Source organism: Streptomyces atroolivaceus (assembly GCF_000717025.1).
In the GTDB taxonomy this organism is placed as follows: Bacteria; Actinomycetota; Actinomycetes; order Streptomycetales; family Streptomycetaceae; genus Streptomyces; species Streptomyces atroolivaceus.
This window is the reverse complement of sequence record NZ_JNXG01000020.1, coordinates 18,738-35,967: the sequence shown is the minus strand read 5'-3', so window position 1 is coordinate 35,967 and position 17,230 is coordinate 18,738. Positions and strand designations below refer to the sequence as shown.

17 protein-coding genes and 1 pseudogene are annotated in these 17,230 nt (G+C 71.5%); 7 read left to right on the top strand and 11 right to left on the bottom strand.

What is annotated here, in order from left to right; genetic code table 11:
- Positions 1-59: 59 nt before the first annotated feature.
- From OO67_RS31280 to OO67_RS31270, 3 genes are all read left to right on the top strand, one after another.
- Positions 60-713, top strand: a complete 654-nt coding sequence (locus tag OO67_RS31280) for a cupin domain-containing protein (protein ID WP_033305174.1) — start codon at positions 60-62, stop codon at positions 711-713.
- Entirely contained in the window at positions 704-1,117 is a 414-nt protein-coding gene (locus OO67_RS31275) for a rhodanese-like domain-containing protein (RefSeq protein WP_382057461.1), read from the top strand. The genes OO67_RS31280 and OO67_RS31275 overlap by 10 nt, the downstream gene beginning before the upstream one ends.
- Positions 1,118-1,502: 385 nt before the next feature.
- Positions 1,503-2,138: a DUF6197 family protein gene (locus OO67_RS31270; protein ID WP_033305172.1), complete on the top strand. Its 636-nt coding sequence runs from the start codon at positions 1,503-1,505 to the stop codon at positions 2,136-2,138.
- Between the two features lie 548 nt (positions 2,139-2,686).
- Here OO67_RS31270 and recX read toward each other — a convergent pair.
- A complete protein-coding gene (gene recX, locus OO67_RS31265) occupies positions 2,687-3,385 on the bottom strand; it encodes a recombination regulator RecX (protein ID WP_033305171.1) in 699 nt (232 codons plus the stop codon).
- 3 nt (positions 3,386-3,388) lie between these two features.
- Entirely contained in the window at positions 3,389-4,522 is a 1,134-nt protein-coding gene (gene recA, locus OO67_RS31260; protein ID WP_033305170.1) for a recombinase RecA, read from the bottom strand.
- Positions 4,523-4,895: 373 nt separating this feature from the next.
- Between recA and OO67_RS40240 the strand changes: the two are divergent.
- Positions 4,896-5,030 (top strand): annotated as a pseudogene (locus tag OO67_RS40240) (short-chain dehydrogenase); the annotation flags it as partial.
- Here the strand turns inward: OO67_RS40240 and OO67_RS31255 are convergent.
- Positions 5,017-6,165 carry an AI-2E family transporter gene (locus tag OO67_RS31255; protein WP_033305169.1) on the bottom strand — a complete coding sequence of 383 codons (1,149 nt, stop codon included), beginning with the start codon at positions 6,163-6,165 and terminating at the stop codon, positions 5,017-5,019. The pseudogene OO67_RS40240 and the gene OO67_RS31255 overlap by 14 nt on opposite strands.
- Positions 6,166-6,373: 208 nt before the next feature.
- Positions 6,374-6,568 carry a DUF3046 domain-containing protein gene (locus OO67_RS31250; protein WP_033305168.1) on the bottom strand — a complete coding sequence of 65 codons (195 nt, stop codon included), beginning with the start codon at positions 6,566-6,568 and terminating at the stop codon, positions 6,374-6,376.
- 80 nt (positions 6,569-6,648) lie between these two features.
- On the opposite strand from OO67_RS31250, the gene OO67_RS31245 reads away from it, so the two are divergent.
- Positions 6,649-7,563, top strand: coding sequence for a hypothetical protein (locus OO67_RS31245; protein ID WP_033305167.1), 915 nt, complete (start codon positions 6,649-6,651; stop codon positions 7,561-7,563).
- 56 nt (positions 7,564-7,619) lie between these two features.
- Here the strand turns inward: OO67_RS31245 and OO67_RS31240 are convergent, their stop codons facing one another.
- Genes OO67_RS31240 through OO67_RS31230 form a run of 3 tightly spaced genes read right to left on the bottom strand, consistent with a single transcriptional unit; the run spans position 7,620 to position 9,575 of the window.
- Positions 7,620-7,925, bottom strand: a complete 306-nt coding sequence (locus OO67_RS31240) for an AzlD domain-containing protein (protein WP_033305166.1) — start codon at positions 7,923-7,925, stop codon at positions 7,620-7,622.
- Positions 7,922-8,701, bottom strand: coding sequence for an AzlC family ABC transporter permease (locus OO67_RS31235; protein ID WP_033305165.1), 780 nt, complete (start codon positions 8,699-8,701; stop codon positions 7,922-7,924). The genes OO67_RS31240 and OO67_RS31235 overlap by 4 nt, the downstream gene beginning before the upstream one ends.
- A gap of 10 nt (positions 8,702-8,711) precedes the next feature.
- Complete coding sequence (locus OO67_RS31230; RefSeq protein WP_033305164.1) at positions 8,712-9,575, bottom strand: AraC family transcriptional regulator; 864 nt, start codon at positions 9,573-9,575, stop codon at positions 8,712-8,714.
- 102 nt (positions 9,576-9,677) lie between these two features.
- Between OO67_RS31230 and OO67_RS31225 the strand changes: the two genes are divergently transcribed.
- A complete protein-coding gene (locus OO67_RS31225) occupies positions 9,678-14,393 on the top strand; it encodes an Lhr family ATP-dependent helicase (RefSeq protein ID WP_208861107.1) in 4,716 nt (1,571 codons plus the stop codon).
- A 58-nt stretch (positions 14,394-14,451) separates the two neighbouring features.
- A complete protein-coding gene (locus tag OO67_RS31220; protein WP_033305162.1) occupies positions 14,452-15,258 on the top strand; it encodes an Fpg/Nei family DNA glycosylase in 807 nt (268 codons plus the stop codon).
- Between the two features lie 124 nt (positions 15,259-15,382).
- On the opposite strand, the gene OO67_RS31215 is transcribed toward OO67_RS31220, so the two are convergent.
- From OO67_RS31215 to OO67_RS31200, 4 genes are all read right to left on the bottom strand, one after another.
- Positions 15,383-15,598 (bottom strand): hypothetical protein, encoded by a 216-nt coding sequence (locus OO67_RS31215; RefSeq protein WP_033305161.1) that lies wholly within the window; start codon positions 15,596-15,598, stop codon positions 15,383-15,385.
- A gap of 243 nt (positions 15,599-15,841) precedes the next feature.
- Positions 15,842-16,033 carry a CsbD family protein gene (locus OO67_RS31210; RefSeq protein WP_033305160.1) on the bottom strand — a complete coding sequence of 64 codons (192 nt, stop codon included), beginning with the start codon at positions 16,031-16,033 and terminating at the stop codon, positions 15,842-15,844.
- Between the two features lie 25 nt (positions 16,034-16,058).
- Positions 16,059-16,529: a Dps family protein gene (locus OO67_RS31205; protein WP_033305159.1), complete on the bottom strand. Its 471-nt coding sequence runs from the start codon at positions 16,527-16,529 to the stop codon at positions 16,059-16,061.
- Positions 16,530-16,743: 214 nt separating this feature from the next.
- Entirely contained in the window at positions 16,744-17,127 is a 384-nt protein-coding gene (locus OO67_RS31200; protein ID WP_014153702.1) for a helix-turn-helix domain-containing protein, read from the bottom strand.
- Between the last annotated feature and the right edge of the window lie 103 nt (positions 17,128-17,230).

Here is a 17,230-nt window from a genome sequence, read left to right as displayed (position 1 = left end):
CACGCCCCGCTGTTTCGACCGCGGCTGTGCTCACACGCGAACTTCTCAGGACGGTTTCTGTGTCTGCATCCTCTTTCTCCCTGCCCACGCCCGCGTCCGCCGTCGACACGGCCGCGCCGGCTTCGACCGTGGTCGGCACGGATCCATCGGCCGCCGTCGGTACGGATCCCCGCCCCGCCGTCGGCACCGAGGCTCCGACGGCCGCCGGCACGGGCACCGGGGCCCCGACCGCCGCGGAACTGCTCGACTTCGTCCGCCGGACCGCGGAGGACAGCGCGCTCGTCGCCTCGCTCCCGCTCGACCCCGAGGGACGTACCTGGCTCCGGCTCGACGGCCCCGGGGGAAGCGAGGCGTGGCTCATCAGCTGGCCTCCCGGTACCGGCACCGGCTGGCACGACCACGCCGAGTCGACGGGGGCGTTCACCGTCGCCGCGGGTGGCCTCAGGGAGCACTCACTGGCCGCCCGGCTGCCCACCGACGGCTGGAGGACCCTCGAACTGAGCGAGGGCATCGACCGGACCCGGCTCCTGGCCACCGGCCAGGGCAGGGCGTTCGGCCGACACCACGTCCACGAGGTACTCAACGAATCCGGCCACGAACACGCCGTGTCGGTGCACGCGTACTACCCGCCCCTGCCGCAGATCCGCCGCTACAGCCGCACGGGAGCGGTGCTGCGCCTGGAGCAGACCGAGCGCCCGGAGGACTGGCAGTGAGCGGCGGGGGCCGAGGCCGCCGGGAGCGGGTGGGCATCGACGAACTGCTCGTCCGGGTACGCGCGGGCTACGAGCGGGTCGGCCCCGAGGAGGCCGCAGCCGCGGCTGCCCGAGGGGCCCTGCTGGTCGACATCCGCTACGCGGCCCTGCGCGAGAGGGACGGACTGATCCCCGGGGCCCTGGTCGTCGAGCGCAACGAGCTGGAATGGCGGCTCGATCCGCAGGGAAGCCACCGTGCCCCCCAGGCGGTGAGCCACGATCTACAGGTCGTGGTGATCTGCAACGAGGGGTACGCCTCGAGTCTCGCGGTCGACTCCCTGCGTCAGCTGGGACTGCACCGGGCCACGGACCTGACCGGCGGCTTCCAGGCGTGGCGCGCGGCCGGGCTCCCGGTCGCTCTCTGACCTGAGGCACCCCGGCTCACCGCCTCCCACGGCGACCTGAGGCACCCGATCCGCCAGGCCCTCCCACGACGACCTGAGACACCCGGTCCGCCAGGCCCTCCCACAGCGGCCTGAGGCACCCCGGCCGCCAGGCCTCCCAAGGCGGCGAGCGCCCCTGGCCACCTCTCCGAACGGCCTCCGGGATGGCGGGCCGACGTGCCCTGTCCGCAGGCGAACGGCCGGTGACGCCGACACGGCCGGTGACGCCCGCACGGCCGATCGGCTGCGGACACGGCCGAATGGACCTCCGACCCACTCCAACGCTGCTCTCCGGTAGAGCAATCGTCGCGCGCGACGGACATTCGCCTCATCACTGAGGACCGGAATGTATGGAGATGTCGTACCGATGGAAACCGTTCAGCTCACCCCGGACCAGCTCGACGCACAGATCTCCCAGCTCCACGACACGGATGCCTGGCAGCGCATCGTGACGGGCTGGGAACGCACGGCCCCGGGCCCCTCATCACCGGATCGCGAACCGGTCGGCGAGACGTCGCCCCGGCACCCGGCCGACTGGCGGGACCTGCTGTCCGTGCCCGTCGACCGGCTGATCGAGGACTCACTGCGAAGCATGCCCGCGAGGCAGCCCCGCGAGCGCGCGCTTCCCGGGCGTCTCGGCGCCGTGCTGCCCGAGCGCCTGCACGCGTGGCGCCGGATCGGACAGCCCGATGTGCGTCCGTCCACCCATCTTGGTTACGCCCGGCGGATTCTGGCCGAGTGGGGCTGGCAGAACACCCCCTATCGCCTGCGCGACGCTCGCGGTGCGCGCTGCCTCTGCGGGGCCATGCTGACCGCCCACCGGCTCGGCTACGGATCGCTGGACACCGTCGACCGGGCCGGCGCCTGGCTCATCACCGAGCTGCGCTCGGTGGGCTGGACCGGTCTGATCGGCCCCTGGAACCGGCATCCCGGCCGTACGGCCGCAGACGCACTGGCCCTGATCGACGCCACGATCCTCCGGGCGGCCCGGGCTGGGCACTGAGCGCGGCTGCCGGGTGCGACCCCGCCGGACCCGAGCGCGGCCCGCCGCAGTGTGTTCCTGTCCTGGCACCATGACGGCCGGGCAACACCCCGGTCCGGCATCGTGACGGCGGGGACAACACCCCGGTCCGGCACCATGACGGCCGGGCAACACCCCTGTCCGGCATCGTGACCGCCGGACTTCCCTCCTGTCCGGCACCACGACGCCGGGCGACGCTGCTGGCCGGCACCACGCGCGGCCCGTCGGCGATGGCCCCCTCCGCCACCGCCGACAGACCCCGCTCACACGAACTGCGCCTCCGGCCCGTCACACCGAGTCACCGTCGTGCCGTGCCCGTCACAGCAAGGCCCGTTCATGCCGTGCCGGTCGCTCTGAGCCCCGTTCATGCCTGGCCAACCATGTTGACTCCCCGCGATGTTCACGCCCGAGCCACCGGCCGCCCGTGCCCATCGACCGGCGGCACCCCCCGTTTCCCGGGCCCCGTGCCCATCGACCGGCGCACCCCCGTGCCCCCGGTCGACGCGCTCCCCCAGTCCCCCGTTCGCCGATCAGAAGGGCTCGTCCAGCCCTTCCGTGTCCTCCCCCTCCGCCTCGAGCGCCTGACGCACCACGCGCAGCGCCATTCCCTCCCCGTATCCCTTGCGCGCCAGCATGCCGGCGAGCCGACGCAGGCGCTTGTCCCGGTCCAGCCCCCGGGTGGAGCGAAGTTTCCGCGCGACGAGCTCCCTGGCGGTCTCCTCCTCCTGGTCGGGGTCGAGCTGCCCGACCGCCTCGTCGATCACCGCCGGATCCACACCCTTGGTGCGCAGCTCGCGCACGAGGGCACGGCGGGCCAGTCCTCTGCCATGGTGCCGGGACTCGACCCAGGCGTCCGCGAACGCCGCGTCGTCGATCAGTCCCACGTCCTCGAACCGCGAGAGCACTTCCTCCGCCGCCTCGTCGGGGATCTCCCGCTTGCGCAGCGCGTCGGCGAGTTGCTTGCGGGTGCGCGGCGTCCCGGTCAGCAGCCTGAGACAGATGTTGCGCGCCTGCTCGACCGGGTCTCGCGGTTCCCCTTTCTCGGCCCTCGACGAGGAAGGGGAACCGCTGCTCCTGGAGCGGGAGCGGGAACGACGGCCCGCCCCCTCGCCGAACCCGGCCCCCCGACCGGGCTCCGAGGGGCCCCTGGACGGCTCTGCGGCGTACGCCGGGCCGGCCTCCTCCTCGCCGGCGGCGTCAGCGCCCGGCCACTCCGTGCGACGCGTCACGGCCTAGCTCTTGGCCGCCGCGGCCTTGGCAGGCTTGGCCTTGGTCGCGGGAGCCGGCACCGACTTGGCCGCCGCCCCGTCGGCCGGGGCACCCGCGGTGACCGCCGCATCCGCTGCGGGCTCCGCCGCGGCATCCTCCGGACGGACACCGACGCCGAGCTTGTCGAGGATCTTCTTCTCGATCTCGTTGGCCAGGTCGGGGTTGTCCTTGAGGAAGTTGCGGGAGTTCTCCTTGCCCTGACCGAGCTGGTCGCCCTCGTACGTGTACCAGGCGCCGGCCTTGCGGACGAAGCCGTGCTCCACGCCCATGTCGATCAGTCCGCCTTCACGGCTGATGCCCTGGCCGTAGAGGATGTCGAACTCGGCCTGCTTGAACGGCGGCGCCACCTTGTTCTTGACGACCTTGACGCGGGTGCGGTTGCCCACGGCGTCGGTGCCGTCCTTGAGCGTCTCGATCCGGCGGATGTCCAGACGCACCGAGGCGTAGAACTTCAGCGCCCGGCCACCGGTCGTCGTCTCCGGGGAGCCAAACATCACCCCGATCTTCTCGCGCAGCTGGTTGATGAAGATCGCCGTGGTCTTGGACTGGTTGAGCGCGCTGGTGATCTTACGGAGCGCCTGGCTCATCAGACGCGCCTGCAGGCCCACGTGCGAGTCGCCCATCTCGCCCTCGATCTCCGCACGGGGCACCAGGGCCGCGACGGAGTCGATGACGATCAGGTCGAGCGCGCCGGAGCGGACGAGCATGTCCACGATCTCCAGCGCCTGCTCGCCGTTGTCCGGCTGCGAGAGGATGAGGTTGTCGATGTCGACGCCCAGCTTCTTCGCGTACTCCGGGTCCAGAGCGTGCTCCGCGTCGATGAACGCCACCGAGCCGCCGAGCTTCTGCGCGTTCGCCACGGCGTGCAGCGTCAGCGTCGTCTTGCCGGAGGACTCCGGTCCGTACACCTCCACCACGCGGCCGCGCGGCAGACCGCCGACGCCGAGCGCGACGTCGAGGGCGGTGGACCCGGTGGGGATCACCTCGATCGGCTCGTTCGGCCGCTCACCGAGGCGCATCACCGCGCCCTTGCCGAATTGCCGTTCAATCTGTGCGAGTGCGGCGTCCAGCGCCTTCTCGCGGTCGGTTCCTGCCATGGGTTCCACCCGATTTGCTTGAGTCGATCGCTTCACGTCACAGACGCTAACCCCTGCCACTGACAATGGGCCTCGACGTCCTCCCGGCCTGTGGACAACTCCAGGGCCGGACCCGGCAAATCCCGGCCGGAATCCCATAAGAATGGATGTTCGATTTCAGTGTCAAGCGCACCGCGCCGGGCCGATACGACGAGGGTAGTGGCTTATAGCAGCACACATCCAGCAAGTCAATGAACCGCGACGGACATCACGTTGATTTCAGTCGACATCCGGACATCCATTCCTGACCTGTCCTGATATGCCGCTCTTGTCGCTGTCGGCGCCCGCAACACCGCTCGGGATATCGCCGCCCTGCGGGGGCCGCCGGAGCCTCGGCAGGTCGCTGTCGGGCGGAACCTGGCGCCGGGTCCACTGATTCACCTATCTCGACGACAGCAGGCCCGACGCCTGGAGATATCTCGTGGAGGTCCAGGACCCGGGTCTGCCGGCCGAGGTCACCGGCTGCCGCCGGCCGGGCCCGCGTCATCCCCGCCGCGGGCCCGCAACGCGCGGCGGATCCTCGACGGCACCGGCTCACCACGCCGCGACAGCCGGCCCCCCTGCACCCTGGGGTCGTCCGTCACGTCGTAGCGCTTCACATAGGCGCCCAGGAACGCCTGAAGCGTCGCGACGGCCGGAATGGCGATCAGCGCCCCGACGGCGCCCATCAGCGCGGTACCCGCGACCACTGAGCCGAAGGCGACCGCGGGGTGGATGTCGACCGTCTTGGACGTGAGCTTCGGCTGCAGCACGTAGTTCTCGAACTGCTGGTAGACCACGACGAAACCGAGCACCCACAGCGCGTACCACGGGTTGACGGTGAAGGCGATCAGCATGGGCAGCGCGCCGGCGAGATACGTACCGATCGTGGGGATGAACTGCGAGACGAGGCCGACCCAGACCGCGAGCGCCGGTGCATAGGGCACACCGAGGGCAAGGAGCAGGACGTAATGCGCCGCACCGGAGATCAGAGCCATCAGCCCGCGCGAGTAGATGTAGCCGCCGGTCTTGTCGACCGCGATCTCCCAGGCGCGCAGCACCTCGGTCTGCCGGGAGGGGGGCAGTACCGAGCACAGCGCGCGCCGCAGCCGGGGGCCGTCGGCGGCGAAGTAGAACGAGAACAGGAAGATCATCAACAGCCGGAACAGCCCGCCGAGCACGGTGGTGGAGACGTCGAGCACCCCGGTCGCACTGTTCTGGACGTACTTCTGGAGCCAGTCGGAGTGCAGCAGGCTGTCCTGGACCTCGACCCGGGAGAGCTCGGTGCGGAAGGTCTGGTTGACCCAGTTGATCACCGAGTCCAGGTACTTGGGGAACTCCTCGACCATGTCGACGATCTGGCCGGCGAGCATCGAACCGAGCAGGACGACGAAGCCGACCGCGGCGACCAGCACGGCGAGGAACACCAGGAACGTGGCGAGTCCACGGCGCATCCCGCGCCCGGCCATGCGGCTGACGGCCGGCTCGATGGCCAGCGCCAGGAAGAAGGCGATGAGGACGTTGGTCAGCAGTCCGATGAGCTGGTAGAAGGCCCAGCTGCCCAGTTGGAAGCACCCGTAGAGAGCAAGTGCCATGACCATCGCGCGCGGCAGCCAGCCGGGCATGCGGACGGGTCCGGCGCCGGGCGGCGGATTCGGTGGAGCGGCCGGCGGGACGGGCGGCGAGGCGGGCGGCTGGGTCTGGGCGGTCTCGTCTGTCGGTGCCACGGGACAAGTCTCGCTCACCGCAGCGACAGCCTGTCCCACGGCCCGGTGGCGACCGGCTCGGGAGCCGCAGGTGATGCTGTCGTGCCGGGGGGCGCGACGCCCTCGCTCAGCGCTGGTCCGCAGGCACTCCGACCGCGGCGCAGACCCCGCGCCAGACGTCCTTTGCTTCCCAGCCCGCGGCCAGGGCCTCGTGCACCGTACGGCCGCCGAGCTCCGCCATGACGTGATCGCGCGCGAAGGAGTCGGCGTACGTCTCGCCGAAGTGTTCCGCCATCCGTTCCCAGAAAATCGTCAACCGCATGCTCCCAGTATCCCGCTCCTGAGAGTGCAGCCGGGCCGGGAGGGCCCTGCCGGCCCCCTCATCCCCTCTACGGTCGGTTCATGGCTGGAACCGGAGCAGACCCCCTTGCCCACGCCGAGCAGTTCATCTGGCTCACCGCACGCGTTCTCGAGCAGCGGCGGTTCGCCCATCTCTTCCTGGAAGGAAGCGCGGACAGCGTCGAAACCGCGCTCGCCGCCTACCGGAACGAGGACGGTGGATACGGTCACGCCCTCGAACCCGATCTTCGCGGTCCTGTGAGCCAACCGCTGCACACCGCTCACGCACTGAGCGTTCTCGACTCGATCGGCCGCTGCGGTGGACTGCGCGTGGAGCGGATCTGCCGCTACCTGACGGACGTGTCGACCAAGGAGGGCGCGCTGCCCGCGCTCCACCCCTCCCAGCGCGGTTACCCCGCGGCACCCTTCATCCCCGTCGTCGACGACCCGCCCGCCGAACTCCTGACGACGGGCCCGGTGGTCGGGCTGCTGCACCGCAACCAGGTGTGGCATGCGTGGCTGTTCCGGGCCACCGACTTCTGCTGGGCCGCCGTCGACGCTCTGGATCAGTCCCATCCGTACGAGATCGAGGCCGCCGTCGCCTTCCTGGACGGCGTCCCCGACCGTGCGCGCGCCGAAGCGGCCGCCGACCGGCTGGGGCGGCTGGTGCGTGAGCAGCGGCTGGTGGTGCTCGATCCGCGCCGCCCCTCCGCATACCCGGTGCCTCCCGGCTACGCCCCAGGAGAACACCACTTCCCCTACGACTACGCCCGCACGCCCGGGTCACTCGCCCGCCGCTGGTTCAGCGACGGGGAGCTGGAGAGCTCCCTGGATCATCTGGCGGCCGAACAGCAGGATGACGGCGGCTGGCCGGTCAACTGGCGGCAGTGGGCCCCCGGAACGGCCTTGGAGGGCCGTCCGATCGTGACACTCAAGGCTCTGCGGACCCTCCGGGCGTACGGTCGCGCCCTGCGCTGACCCGATCCCGTCCTCCTCCGGGCCTACGCTCGTTCCCTGTGCTGACCTGTCCCGCCTCAGAACAGGGCGCGCACGACGGCGGTGACCACCACGGCGGTGCCGACGACGACCAGGAACGGAGCACGCAGGACGAGGGCGAGCGCCGCCGCGGCGAGCCCTGCCGCCCGGGCGTCCAGTACCAGCTGCTGTCCGTCGGCGAAGGTCTGCTGGGCGGTGAGAGCGGCGAGCAGTGCCACCGGCAGGAGTGCTGCCAGCCGTTGCACCAGGGGGCGTTCGAGGACGCCGGCAGGGACCAGGAGCCCCAGGAGCTTGGCGAGATAGCAGCCGACGGCGGTGAGCCCGATGGCGATCCAGACGGTCATCGGCCCTCCCCGGGCGCCGTGCCTTCGATGACGGTCTCTTCCGTGGCGCCCTTGCCACGGCCCTTCAGGAAGAGGACCAGCGGAGCGGCCAGTGCGGACACGAGTACGGGTGCGCCCGCAGGCAGCACCGGCAGGAGGCCCAGGACCAGGAGGACGGCGACTCCCGCTGTGGCACGCTCCGTGGTGCTCTTCAGCATCGGCGCGAGCAGGGCGAGGAACACGGCGGGGCCGGCCGCGTCCAGCCCCCAGGCGTTGGTGTCGCCGAGCGCCTCCGCCCCGAGCGCGCCGGCCAGGGTGGTGAGGTTCCACAGGGCGTAGAGGGTGAGCCCGGTGACGGTGAAACCGATGCGCGCGGCACGCCTGGTGGGCTGGGGCAGGGTGACGGCCGTCGTCTCGTCGATGACCCATTGCGCGGCAAGGGGACGCAGTGCGCGCGGCAGGGCGAGGAGCTGTGACAGCCGCAGCCCGTAGAAGGCGTTGCGGATGCCCAGGAAGAACGCTCCTGCCGCGGCGGTGTAGGGGTTGCCCCCGGCCGCGAGGGCGCCCACGAGGGCGAACTGGGAGGCGCCGGTGAAGACGAGGAGACTCATCACACAGGACTGGAGAAGGGTCAGTCCGGCGCCTGCCGAGGTCACGCCGAAGGCGAATCCGGAGAGGCCCACGGCGATTCCCACGCCGAGTGCGTCCCGGACGACGGCGGAGTCCGGCTTGCCCGGACCCGCGTCACGCGCGTCGGGGGCACCGGCGCTCGGAGGGGGTGCTGTCTGTTCTGCCACGCCCGGAACGCTACGGGGAGGGGCCCTTGCCGGTCTTGTACGTTCTTGCACGCTCCCGGCGGTAGGCGCCGGGAGGCACCCCGACGATCCGGGTGAAGTGACGGTTGAGATGGGGCTGGTCGGTGAAGCCCACGGCGGCGGCTGCCTCGGCGGGTGCGGTCCCCGCGTCGAGCATGCGCCGGGCACAGCGCACCCGGGCGTCGGTGAGCCAGGTGTGCGGGGGCATCCCGTACTGCTTCTTGAAGGCCCGCAACAGGGCGAACGGACTGGTGCCCAGCTCGGCGGCGAGCGCTTCCAGGGTGGGCGGCCGGTCCATCCGCTCCTCCAGTACCGCCCGCGCCCGGGCGGCGTCACGGGCACCGGCGGAGTGCGCCGCACTGGCCGGCTGCACGCTGCCGTGGCGGTCGAGCAGCCGGGCGACCAGGATGCGCAGGACACTGTCGGCGGCCAGGGCGTTGCCCTCCTCGGCCGCCCGGTGGACTCCGGTGATCAGGTGGGCGGCATGCGGGTCGCTCACTCCGGTCCCGGTGAATCCGACCGTGCCGCGCGGACCGGTCAGATCGGCCGCGATGCCGTTGATCACCTGGGCGGACGGATAGAGCGTGGCGTACGCCCACCCCTCGGGCACTCCGGCGCGAGCGGTGTGCGGCACTTCCGGGTTGATCATGATCACGGTGCCGGGCCCGGCCTGCACGCTGCCCTCGGGAAGGCCGACCTCCTCCACACCGCTGGTGACCGTGGCGAGGACGTACCCCTCGTGGCTGTGGCGCGGAAAGGTGTGGCGGACGTACCTCGCACGGAGCAGATCAAGGCCGGGCAGCTCCGCGTGCTGCCAGTGCCTCGCCCATTCCCCTGCCGGTGCCACCTCCGCCATGCTCGAATTCTCGCAGGCCCGGGCAGGTGACCGAAGTCCGGGAAGACGAGCTGCGGACACGTCCACCGGCCGTTGTCAGTGCCGGGGTGCACGATGGGGGGCATGGCCGGTTCCGCACTCGATTCGTTCTCGCCCGCGACCCGCAGCTGGTTCGCGGCGGCCTTCGACGCGCCCACCGCCGCGCAGGAAGGTGCCTGGCGCGCCATCGGTGAGGGCTCGGACGTCCTGGTCGTCGCACCGACCGGATCGGGCAAGACGCTCGCGGCCTTCCTCGCCTCGCTCGACCGGCTGGCGGCCGACCCGCCACCCGCCGAGGCGAAGAAACGCTGCCGCGTGCTGTACGTGTCGCCGATGAAGGCGCTCGCCGTCGACGTGGAGCGGAATCTGCGTTCGCCGTTGACCGGGATCCGCCAGGAGTCGGTGCGTCTGGGCCTGCCCGAGCCGGAAGTGAGGGTGGGCATCCGTTCCGGCGACACCCCTCCGGCCGAGCGTCGTTCGATGGCGACGAAGCCTCCGGACATCCTGATCACCACTCCCGAATCGCTGTTCCTGATGCTCACCTCCTCGGCCCGGGACGCACTTGCCGGCGTGGAGACGGTGATCGTGGACGAGGTGCACGCCGTCGCGGGCACCAAGCGTGGCGCCCATCTCGCCGTTTCCCTGGAGCGCCTGGACGAGCTGCTGCCCCGGCCCGCTCGGCGTATCGGGCTGTCGGCGACGGTCCGCCCGGTCGACGAGGTCGCGCGGTTCCTGTCACCCCAGCGGAGGGTGGAGATCGTCCAGCCCCCGTCCACCAAGGAGTTCGACCTCTCCGTCGTGGTCCCGGTGGAGGATCTCGGCGAGCTGAGCGGCTCCCCCGCGACCGGTGACGAGGGCGGCCAGGCGGAGAAGCCGTCGATCTGGCCCCACGTCGAGGAGCGGATCGCCGATCTCGTGCAGTCGCACCGTTCCACGATCGTCTTCGCCAACTCCCGGCGGTTGGCCGAGCGTCTGTGCAACCGGCTGAACGAGATCGCCTACGAGCGGGCGACCGGCACGGCGTTCGAGGAGGAACCGGCGGCCGGCACACCCTTGCCCGACGCCCACTCCCCCGCCGAGATCATGGCCCAGTCGGGGGCCGCGAAAGCGGCGCCGGCCGTCCTCGCCCGTGCGCACCACGGCTCGGTATCGAAGGAACAGCGCTCCCAGGTCGAGGAGGACCTCAAGGCGGGCCGGCTGCCCGCCGTCGTCGCCACCTCCAGCCTTGAGCTGGGGATCGACATGGGCGCGGTCGACCTGGTGATCCAGGTCGAGTCACCGCCGTCCGTCGCCTCGGGGCTGCAGCGGGTGGGACGTGCCGGGCACCAGGTCGGTGCCGTGTCCACCGGCGTGGTCTTCCCCAAGTACCGCGGCGATCTGGTGCAGGCTGCGGTCGTCACCGAGCGGATGCGAGCGGGCGCCATCGAGGCACTGCGGATCCCGTCCAACCCTCTGGACGTGCTCGCCCAGCAGATCGTCGCCATGGTCGCGCTCGACAGCTGGCAGGCCGACGACCTGCTCGCCCTGGCCCGCCGGGCGGCCCCCTTCGCCTCGCTCCCGGAGTCCGCGTTCACCGCCGTGCTGGACATGCTCGCCGGACGCTATCCGTCGGACGCCTTCGCGGAGTTGCGGCCCCGTGTGGTGTGGGACCGTGTCACCGGTACGGTCACGGGCCGCCCCGGTGCCCAGCGGCTCGCCGTCACCTCGGGCGGCACCATCCCCGACCGCGGGCTCTTCGGCGTCTTCCTGGCCGGCGCCGATCCGAAGAAGGGCGGCGGACGCGTCGGCGAGCTGGACGAGGAGATGGTCTACGAGTCCCGGGTCGGTGACGTCTTCACTCTGGGCACCACGTCCTGGCGCATCGAGGACATCACCAGGGACCGGGTCCTGGTCTCGCCCGCCCCCGGCGTCCCGGGCCGGCTGCCGTTCTGGAAGGGCGACCAGCTGGGCCGCCCGCTGGAGCTCGGCCGTGCGCTGGGCGCGTTCCTCCGGGAGATCGGCGGACTGTCCGCCGAGGACGCGAGGCTCCGGCTGCTCGCCGCCGGACTCGACGCCTGGGCGGCGGACAACATCCTGTCCTACCTGGACGAGCAGCGCCGTGCCTGCGGGCACGTACCGGACGACCGGACCGTCCTCGTCGAGAGGTTCCGGGACGAGCTGGGCGACTGGCGGATCGTGGTGCACTCACCGTTCGGCGCCCAGGTGCACGCCCCCTGGGCACTCGCCCTGTCCGCCCGGCTCGGTGAGCGGTACGGGATGGACGCGCAGGTCATGCACGCCGACGACGGCATCGTGCTCCGACTGCCCGACGCCGATCTGATGGGTCTCGACCTCCTCGACTTCGATCCGGTCCAGGGGGACGCGGGCGGCGGGACCGGCGGTGATACCGGACGCGGCGACACCGGCCCCGGCTTCCCCGCCGCCGGATACGACAGCGAGCAGCCCCCCGTCGCGGCCACCGACGTGGTGTTCGACAAGGGGGAGATCAGCCAGCTCGTCACCGAACAGGTCGGCGGATCGGCCCTGTTCGCCTCCCGGTTCCGCGAATGTGCGGCGCGCGCCCTGCTGTTGCCCCGGCGCAGCCCGGGCAAGCGCACGCCTCTGTGGCAGCAGCGCCAGCGAGCGTCCCAGCTGCTCCAGGTCGCTTCCGAGTTCGGCTCGTTCCCCATCGTCCTCGAAGCCGTCCGTGAATGCCTTCAGGACGTGTTCGACGTCCCCGGCCTCACCGAGCTGATGGGCGACCTGGAAGCGCGCCGGATCCGTCTGGTCGAGGTGACCACCCCCGAGCCGTCGCCGTTCGCCCGCTCGCTCCTCTTCGGCTACGTTGCGCAGTTCCTGTACGAGGGCGACTCCCCTCTCGCCGAGCGGCGGGCGGCAGCCCTCTCGCTCGACTCCCATCTCCTGGCCGAGCTGCTCGGCCAGGCGGAGCTGCGCGAGCTGCTCGACGCTGATGTCCTGGGGGAACTGGAGCGGGAGCTCCAGTGGCTGACCGACGACCGGAAGATCAAGGACGTCGAGGGCGCCGCCGATCTGCTGCGCGTCCTCGGCCCCCTCACCGGCGCCGAGCTGGCCGAGCGCGGCGCTGAGCCCGCATGGGCGCCGGAGCTGGAGACGTCCCGGCGTGCCATCAAGGTCCGTATCGGCGGAGCCGCTCACTGGGCGGCCGTCGAGGACGCGGGCCGACTGCGCGACGCACTCGGCACCGCCCTCCCGGTAGGGGTGCCCGAGGCGTTCACCGAGCCGGTCAAGGACCCTCTCGGAGACCTCCTCGCCCGCTACGCCCGTACACACGGCCCGTTCACCACCACGCAGGCGGCAAGCCGTTTCGGTCTCGGCCCCGCGGTCACGGACGGGGCGCTGCAAAGGCTGGCGGCGTCGGGCCGTGTGGTCCAGGGCGAGTTCCACCCCGCGGGCATCGGCCAGGAGTGGTGCGACGCCACGGTCCTGCGACGGCTGCGCCGTCGCTCGCTCGCCGCGCTCCGCCAGGAGCTGGAGCCGGTCCCGCCCGCCGCCCTGGCCGGTTTCCTCCCGCAGTGGCAGCACCTCGGCGACAACAGCCTGCGCGGCATCGACGGACTGGCCCGGGCCATCGAGCAGTTGCAGGGCGCCCCTGTGCCCGCGTCCGCCCTGGAGAAGCTGATCCTTCCGAGCCGCGTCGCGGGATACACCCCCGCCATGCTCGACGAGCTCACCACCACCGGCGAGATCGTCTGGGCGGGCGCGGGCGCCTTGCCCGGCAAGGACGGCTGGCTCTCCGTCTACCTGGCCGACAGCGCGCCCCTGCTCCTCCCGCCGCCCCACCCACTGGAGGAGACCGCGTTGCACGAGTCGGTCCTCACCGTCCTTTCCGGCGGGTACGGGCTCTTCTTCCGGCAGATCGCCGATCAGGTCCGGTCCACCACGCACCCGGACTGCACCGACCCCCAGCTGGCCGACGCGCTCTGGGACCTGGTCTGGTCCGGGCGTCTCACCAACGACACGCTCGCCCCGCTGCGTGCGCTCCTCGGCTCCGGCCGCACGGCAGGGTCCACCGCCCACCGCGCGAGGCGCAATGTGCCGCGCGGTCGTTACGGGTCGCTGACCGCGGCCGCCCGTCCGGCGTCCCGCACCGGTCCGCCGACCGTCTCGGGGCGCTGGTCGCTGCTGCCCCCGGCCGAGCCCGAGCCGACCCATCGCGCACATGCCCTGGCCCGGACGCTCCTCGACCGCCACGGTGTGGTGACCCGCGGTGCGGTGCAGGCCGAGGGTGTCGAGGGCGGGTTCTCGGCGGTCTACCGCATCCTCGCCGCGTTCGAGGACAGCGGGCAGGCCCGCCGCGGTTATGTCGTCGAGGGACTCGGGGCGGCCCAGTTCGCCATGGACGGTGCCGTGGACCGGCTCAGGGCAGCCTCCACCGCACGCGACCGTGCGGACCCCGGTTCGGCTCCCCGTGCGCTGGTCCTCGCGGCGGCCGATCCGGCCAACGCGTACGGTGCCGCTCTGCCATGGCCCGAGTCCCCGGACGGCGCGGGACACAAGCCGGGGCGCAAGGCCGGCGCGCTGGTGGTTCTCGTGGACGGCGAGCTCACCCTCTACATGGAGCGCGGTGGCAAGTCCCTGCTCGCATGGCCCACCGATCCCGCCGACCCCGCACTCCGCGCCGCGGCCGAGGCCCTCGCCTTGGCGGCCCGCGCGGGGACGCTCGGCACGGTCACGGTGGAACGCACCAACGGCGCATCCTCCCTCACCTCTCCGCTGGGCCGGACCCTGGAGGCCGCCGGCTTCCTGGCCACCCCACGCGGTCTGCGGCTGCGCGCCTGAGTGCGGCGCCGAGCGCGGCAAGGAACCACGTGTGGCCCTGACCGCGCATCATGGACGCATGCCCGAAGGTGACACCGTCCTGCAGACCGCCCGGCGTCTCGACGCCGCACTCGCCGGCCAGGTGCTGACGGTCTCCGACCTACGGGTCCCGCGGTTCGCCACAGCCGACCTCACCGGCCGGAGGGTCCTGGGCGCCACGGCACGCGGCAAGCATCTGCTCACCCGTTTCCAGGACGGCATCACTCTCCACAGCCACCTGCGCATGGAGGGCTCGTGGCGTGTGTACGACCCCGGCGAGCGCTGGCGAGGCGGCCCCGACCACCAGATCCGGGCCGTGCTCGCCACCGCGGAGCACACCGCCGTCGGCTACCGCCTGCCCGTCCTCGAACTGCTCCGCACCGAAGACGAGGAGCAGGTCGTCGGTCATCTCGGCCCTGATCTGCTGGGGCCGGACTGGGACCCTGACACCGCTCTGCGCAATCTGCTCGCCGACCCCGGGCGCCGCGTCGGAGACGCTCTGCTGGACCAGCGCAACCTCGCCGGTATCGGCAATGTCTACATGTGCGAACTCTGTTTCATGGCCCGCGCGACGCCCTGGCTCCCTGTGGGCGAGCTGCCCATGCCCATCGCCACCCGCCTGGTGAGCACGGCCAAGCAGCTTCTCGAGGCGAACCGCGACCGTCCGATGAGGACCACGACCGGGGCGACAGCCGCGATGTCCCGCATCCGCACCCGGGAGCGCCTCTTCGTCTACGGGCGGGCCGGCCGCCCCTGCCTGCGCTGCCGCACACCCATTCGTAAGGCGGACCGCGATGACCGCCCCACCTACTGGTGCCCGCACTGCCAGGCCGGCCCCACCGGCTAGCGGACTGCGGACTGCGGACTGCGGACTAGCGGGCCACGGGCCACGGGCCACGGGCCACTGCGGCAAACCGGCCGGTGCGGCCCGAGGACACCTTCCGAGACGCCCCCCGACGCCTGCGGTGAGGCTAGAAGGGTATGTCCGACCGGTCGACCGCGGGCTCGTCACCGGGCCGCTCCCGCCGCGCCGGCGCCACATGCACCGGCAGGAGGCTCAGCCCCCATCCCCCGGCCGCCACCGCCCCCTCGACCAGTCCGGCGCGTTCCGGCTCCAGTAACAGCCGCAGCACCGCCCACCACCACACGCCACCGAGGACCAGCGCCGGCACCCGTCGCCGCACCATGGCTGCCTCCTCCGGCCGACGTCGGTACGGCACGCTTCCTGACGGAAGGGCGCACCGTTGCGCTACCGGCGTGCGCAACGGGAGCGGAACGGCGGTGCGCGCTCTCCGGGGCCGATGTCGGGAGACGTCCCGGCCCTCTTCCGCAGTTTCCCCCGGGTCGAGGTCGGCTGCATCCTGCGGCCCCGGACATGCCGGCGCCCCCGGGACCGGAATCCGCGGGGGCACAACCGGTGGGCGGTTCTCTTACCTGTCGTCGTCGGTGAGGGAGTCCTTCACGCCCTTGGCGCGGTCGCCGGTGGCGCCCAGGGTGCCTTCCGCCTTGGCCTTGGCCTGGTCGGACTTACCCTCTGCCTCCTTGCGACGGTCTCCGGTGACCTTGCCGGTCGCTTCCTTGGCCTTGCCCTTGAGCTTGTCCATGGCCTTCTTGTCCGTCACGGCAATTCCCTCCTCGATTTCGGGCTCAGGCACTCTCCGCCTGGAACATCCACGCGTGCTTCTCGAGATCCGCGGTGAGTGCGATCAGGATGTCCTGGCTGATGGGATCCGGTTCATCGGTCGCCTCGATCCGCTCCCGCATGCGGTCGACGACCACGCGGAGGGCGTCGACGAGCACGCGTACCGCGTCCACGTCCTTGATCCAGCCATCGGGCACGGAATCGATCGCCGTGGTCTTCGCGAGCGTCCGGGACCGGCCGTCCGGGTTGACGCCGAGTGCGGAGGCCCTCTCCGCAACCGTGTCCGAGTGCTGCCGCGCCGTGTCGACGACCTCGTCGAGCTGAAGGTGCACAGAGCGGAACCGCGGGCCGACCACGTTCCAGTGGACCTGCTTGGCCACCAGGGAGAGGTCGATCAGGTCGACCAGCGCACCTTGCAGCGCGTCTCCCACTACCTTGCGGTCGCCATCGGACAGGGCGCTCTTCACGACAGACATGCACTTCTCCGTTCAGATAGCTGTTTGACTACCATCTGTCCACAATGTCACATATGAGGCGAAACGGTCATTCAGGTGGCTGTTCAGAAGAATCGCCACCCGGCCTCACTCCGCACCTGCCCCGCGAACGCCCCCGCACACACCGCGATACGCGAAAGCCCCGGCCGGCCCCTCGAGGGGCCGGCCGGGGCTTCATTCACCACGAACCGTGCGGTCAGGCGGCGACGACGTCCACCGCTTCCGCGGGCGCCTTGATGGTCACCCGTCCCGTCGGTACGCCGGCGACCGACGCAACAGAGACGGAGTTGAGCATCGGGCGTACTGGTACAGGCACCGCATCACTGGCTGCTGCCGACTCGGCCAGCTCGGCCAGCGACAGTTCATCGCTCACTTCACGCATGAGCTCGGACATCCGTACGTCCAGCGCGTCGCAAATGGCGGAGAGCAGTTCGGAGGATGCCTCCTTCTGCCCCCGCTCCACCTCGGAGAGATAGCCGAGCGAGACTCGGGCGGACGAGGAGACTTCGCGCAGAGTACGGCCTTGGCGCTGGCGCTGCCGACGCAGCACGTCACCAAGCAGGCGACGGAGCAGAATCATCGGTGGCTCCCTCCTCGGACCGCGTAGCCGCATCCTTCACGCCCCACCGTACCGCCTTGCGCTGCGGCCGTGCGGGGAGCGATGTCGTGTTCACTAAGGGCTG